The organism is Mesorhizobium sp. M7A.F.Ca.CA.002.09.1.1 (assembly GCF_003998555.1).
GTDB lineage: Bacteria > Pseudomonadota > Alphaproteobacteria > Rhizobiales > Rhizobiaceae > Mesorhizobium > Mesorhizobium ciceri.
This window is the reverse complement of the sequence record NZ_RZRR01000462.1, coordinates 1-4,382: the sequence shown is the minus strand read 5'-3', so window position 1 is coordinate 4,382 and position 4,382 is coordinate 1. Positions and strand designations below refer to the sequence as shown.

The following is a 4,382-nucleotide window of genomic DNA, read 5'->3' as shown; positions in this document are numbered from 1 at the left end:
GCTTCATCTGTTTCAAACTCTAAAAACTCGTGGCCGAGACATAGCGACGTGCCCCTTCGAACTCAACCCCGGCGGCGACAACCAAATGTCGCCGCGGCAAAGCTTTTCGATAATGACGATAAGCCGGCAAGCCGGTTGCTTCGAAGCTTGACAGGCTCACCTTCCCAACCTTATATCCGCGCGACCTTGGCGAACGCCCCCGACATGCCCTTCGATTTGAGGCGGATTTCGGGCCTTTCGCCGCCCTGGCGGGGTAGCTCAGTTGGTTAGAGCACGGGAATCATAATCCTGGGGTCGGGGGTTCAAGTCCCTCTCCCGCTACCAAAATCCAGTTAAACCATGGAAATGGCTAAAAATTTATACGCGTTGGTAGCGCTTCCGGTTGAAATTGTTCAATAATTTCAATGCGGCGCCATCGTGTTCCTCGCCCCGGTAGAGACGAGAAAGAGTAACGCGTTCCTCGCTTGGACGAGGATTAATCCGATTGCATCGCTCGGACCTCGACCTATGCAAGCCATTCCGCATGCCATCTCAAATGGTCGTCCATGAATGTCGAAATGAAGAAATACGAATGGTCGTATCCGTCCTGCATGCGCAACGTCAGCGGAATGCCGGCTTTGGCGCAGGCCGCCTCCAAAAGCCAGGGTCTCAGCCCGTCATTCAGGAACCCGTCCGATGTTCCCTGATCGACGAGAAATTCCGGGAAGCGGCGCCCGTCTTCAACAAGCGAAGTAGCGTCGTAGGCCCGCCACGAGGCCTCATCCGTGCCGAGATATTTTTCGAAAGCCGGCCTTGACCAGCCGGCAGCGCTTGGCTGCACGATCGGCGCAAATGCCGAGCAACTCCTGAACCGCTGCGGGTTTTTCAAAGCAATCGTCAGCGCGCCGTGTCCGCCCATCGAATGGCCCGTTATGGCTTGGCGCGACATGTCTGCCGGAAAATTAGCGGCGATCAGCGTGGGTAGTTCCTCGACGAGGTAGGAATACATCCGGTAGTTCTTCGCATAAGGCTCCTGCGTTGCATCAAGATAAAAGCCGGCGCCGCCGCCAAACTGCCAATTGTCCTTGTCATCAGGGATGTCGGCGCCGCGCGGACTGGTGTCTGGACAGACGACGATCAGGCCAAGTTCGGCGGCCATGCGCCTGTATTCGCCTTTGTCCATGACATTTTGATGGGTGCAGGTCAGTCCCGACAAATACCACACCACGGGGCAAGGCGTTTCCCGGGCCTGTGGAGGCACGAAAACGGCAAACGTCATGTCGCAGCAGCAACTCGTCGACAGGTGCGAATAGATGCCCTGCACTCCGCCATGGGATTTTGCCTGGGAGATGGTCTTCATGGGTTCCGGCATATTCCCTCTCCACGGATTTCAAACGCCAATGGGCCGGTGTCTACGGCATCGACCATGATCGCGGCAACCCGGGCGGATCAGGTGGGGTCGAACCGACCGGCGGCGCGGACATCCGGAATGTCAGTCGCGCCGCCGGCCTAACGCCCGATGTCGGGGAGGCACGGTATTTTGGGAACACAGAGCCTTCGACGCGAGCGTGTCGTGTGAGCCGGTCAGTAAACCACGACGCTGCGAATGCTCTCCCCGGCATGCATGAGATCGAAACCCTTGTTGATGTCCTCGAGCTTGAGCGTGTGGGTGATCATCGGGTCGATCTGGATCTTGCCGTCCATGTACCAGTCGACGATCTTCGGCACATCGGTGCGGCCGCGCGCGCCGCCGAAGGCGGTGCCCATCCAGGTGCGGCCGGTGACCAGCTGGAACGGCCTGGTCGAGATCTCCTGGCCGGCGCCGGCAACGCCGATGACCACCGACTTGCCCCAGCCGCGATGCGAGGCTTCGAGCGCCTGACGCATGACCTTGGTGCTCCCCGTGCAGTCGAATGTGTAGTCGGCGCCGCCGATCTGGTCGGCGCCACGCTTGGTGATGTTGACGAGGTAGGGCACGACATCGCCGTCGATCTCCTTCGGATTGACGAAATGCGTCATGCCGAAGCGCTCGCCCCACTCCTTCTTGTCGTTGTTCAAATCGACGCCGATGATCATGTCGGCGCCGGCAAGTTTCAGGCCCTGGATGACATTGAGGCCGATGCCGCCGAGGCCGAAGACGACCGCGGTGGCGCCGATCTCGACCTTGGCGGTGTTGATCACGGCACCGATGCCGGTGGTGACGCCGCAGCCGATGTAGCAGATCTTGTCGAAGGGCGCGTCGGGGTTGACCTTGGCCAGTGCGATCTCGGGCAGCACGGTGAAGTTGGAGAAGGTCGAGCAGCCCATATAGTGAAAGATCTTGTCCTTGCCGATCGAGAAGCGCGACGAACCATCGGGCATCAGGCCCTGGCCCTGCGTGGCGCGGATCGCCGTGCAGAGGTTCGTCTTTCTCGACAGGCAGGACGGGCACTGGCGGCATTCGGGCGTATAGAGCGGGATGACGTGGTCGCCCTTCTTGAGCGAGGTGACACCCTTGCCGACATCGACGACGACGCCGGCACCTTCATGGCCGAGGATGGCCGGAAACAGACCTTCCGGATCGGCGCCCGACAGTGTGAATTCGTCGGTGTGGCAAATGCCTGTCGCCTTGATCTCGACCAGCACTTCGCCCTCGCGCGGGCCCTCGAGGTCGACCTCCATGATCTCCAGCGGCTTTCCGGCGGCGACAGCGACAGCGGCGCGGGTTTTCATTCTTTTTCTCTCCCAAATCTCTATTTTGCCGGGCCAGAACGCGGCGCTTATGATCAGACTATGCGGCGATCTTGCCGGGGCCGGCGGGAAACACACCCGACATGACGGTGAAGCCCTTGATGCGCTTGACACGGTCGCACCAGCGCCGAATAGCCGGATAGTCCTGGCGCGGAACACCGCCTTCCTCCGACAGGATGATGTAAGGAAAACAGGCGATGTCGGCGATGGTCGGGTGACTGGCCGAACAGATCCAGTTGCGGCCCTGCTGTTCGCCGAACCACAGATGCTCGTCGAGGATACGGAAAAGGCGATGCGCGCCGGCACGCGCGGCGTCGATATCGAAGTCATAAAACAGCGCATCGTGCAGGCGGGCGGCCGACGCCGTCGAAGTGATACCGTCTGCAAAGGCCAGCCACTGGCTGATCTCGCCCAGCAGAGCGGGATTGTCCCGCGGATACCAGGTGCCCGACGGATCGTATTTCGAGGCGAGATAGACAAGGATCGCTTGGGCATCGCGCAAGATCAGCTCTTCATCCTCGATGACCGGCAGCTGGCCAAGCGGATTGAGTTTCAGGAACCATTCCGACTTGTGTTCGCGGCCGGGGTAGAAGTCGACCGGCACGGTCTTGTAGTCGATGCCGAGAAAACTCATCAGCAGCCGCAGCTTGTAGCAATTGCCCGACAGTTCGTAGTCGTAAAGCGTGATCATCGGCGGCTCCTAAAGCAATTCCAGGAAAAGTGTGTAACGGTTTTCCGTCCGGAATTGCGTAAAACAAACAGTTAGATGTCCAGCACGAGGCGTGCCGATTTGGCGCGCGAAACGCAGGTCATGATCTTGGTTCCGGCCTTCCTCTCGGCATCGTTGAGGTAGACGTCCTGATGGTCCGGTTCGCCCTCGATCACCGTCGCCACGCAAGTGCCGCAGGCGCCTTGCTCGCAAGACGACGGAACATCGATGCCGCTTTCGCGCATGACCTGCATGATCGTCTTGCCCGCCGGCACCTGAAGCGTGACGCAGGAGCGCGCCAGCGCGACCTCGAAGCTCGAACTGTCGTCGATCTTGTTGGTGTTCTTGAAGTACTCGAAATGGACGGCGCTATCCGGCCAGCCCTGCTCGGCCGCGATCTTGCGCGCGGCTTCCAGCATCGGTCCCGGGCCGCAGATGTAGAGATGCATGCCATTGCGATAACCGGCGAGGAGTTGTCGAAGCTCGGCGCCGGTCGCGTCGGGCGAGAGGCCGAGATGCGGCTTCAGCGCATCGCCGAGATGCTTCAGCCGATCGGCAAAGGCGAGGTGTTCCTCGCCTTGCGCGAAATAATGCAGCTCGTGCGCAAGCTCCTGGTTCTTCAGCGCCTGCGCCATGGCGAGCAGCGGCGTGATGCCGATGCCGCCGGCGACGAACAGCGTCTTGATCGCATCGCGGCGCAGCGGGAAGTTGTTGCGTGGCTCGGAAATCGCCAGCACGTCGCCCTCTCGCACCGTCTCATGCATGCATTTCGAGCCACCCTTGGAGTCCCGTTCCAGCTTGACGCCGATGGTGAAGCTGTCGGTTTCACCAGGACCGTTGGTGATCGAATACTGCCTGATCTCGCCATTGGGCATGTGGACGTCGATATGAGCTCCAGGCTGGAACGTCGGCAGGATGCCCTTGATCGGACGAAGCTCGAAGCCTGCGATCCCGTCGGCGGTCT

Annotated in this window: 4 protein-coding genes and 1 tRNA gene; 1 reads left to right on the top strand and 4 read right to left on the bottom strand. The window is 60.4% G+C overall.

Annotated elements, in window-relative coordinates; genetic code table 11:
- Positions 1–247: 247 nt before the first annotated feature.
- Positions 248–324: transfer RNA gene (locus EN994_RS19730), tRNA-Met, on the top strand.
- A gap of 181 nt (positions 325–505) precedes the next feature.
- On the opposite strand, the gene fghA is transcribed toward EN994_RS19730, so the two are convergent.
- The 4 genes from fghA to EN994_RS19710 all read right to left on the bottom strand — a co-directional run.
- Positions 506–1,351, bottom strand: coding sequence for an S-formylglutathione hydrolase (fghA, locus tag EN994_RS19725; RefSeq protein WP_063168877.1), 846 nt, complete (start codon positions 1,349–1,351; stop codon positions 506–508).
- Positions 1,352–1,563: 212 nt separating this feature from the next.
- Positions 1,564–2,691 (bottom strand): S-(hydroxymethyl)glutathione dehydrogenase/class III alcohol dehydrogenase, encoded by a 1,128-nt coding sequence (locus EN994_RS19720; RefSeq protein ID WP_127307738.1) that lies wholly within the window; start codon positions 2,689–2,691, stop codon positions 1,564–1,566.
- Positions 2,692–2,749: 58 nt separating this feature from the next.
- On the bottom strand, positions 2,750–3,400 hold the full coding sequence (locus tag EN994_RS19715) for a glutathione S-transferase (protein WP_063168879.1): 651 nt from the start codon (positions 3,398–3,400) through the stop codon (positions 2,750–2,752).
- Positions 3,401–3,471: 71 nt separating this feature from the next.
- Positions 3,472–4,382, bottom strand: a 911-nt coding sequence (locus EN994_RS19710) for a PDR/VanB family oxidoreductase (RefSeq protein ID WP_164746023.1), incomplete at its 5' end; no start/stop codon positions are given.

Excerpts from the sequence above, each read along its gene's own strand:
- EN994_RS19715 (WP_063168879.1), bottom strand. The coding sequence starts at position 3,400 with ATGATCACGCTTTACGACTACGAACTGTCGGGCAATTGCTACAAGCTG.
- EN994_RS19720 (WP_127307738.1), bottom strand. The coding sequence starts at position 2,691 with ATGAAAACCCGCGCCGCTGTCGCTGTCGCCGCCGGAAAGCCGCTGGAG.
- fghA (WP_063168877.1), bottom strand. The coding sequence starts at position 1,351 with ATGCCGGAACCCATGAAGACCATCTCCCAGGCAAAATCCCATGGCGGA.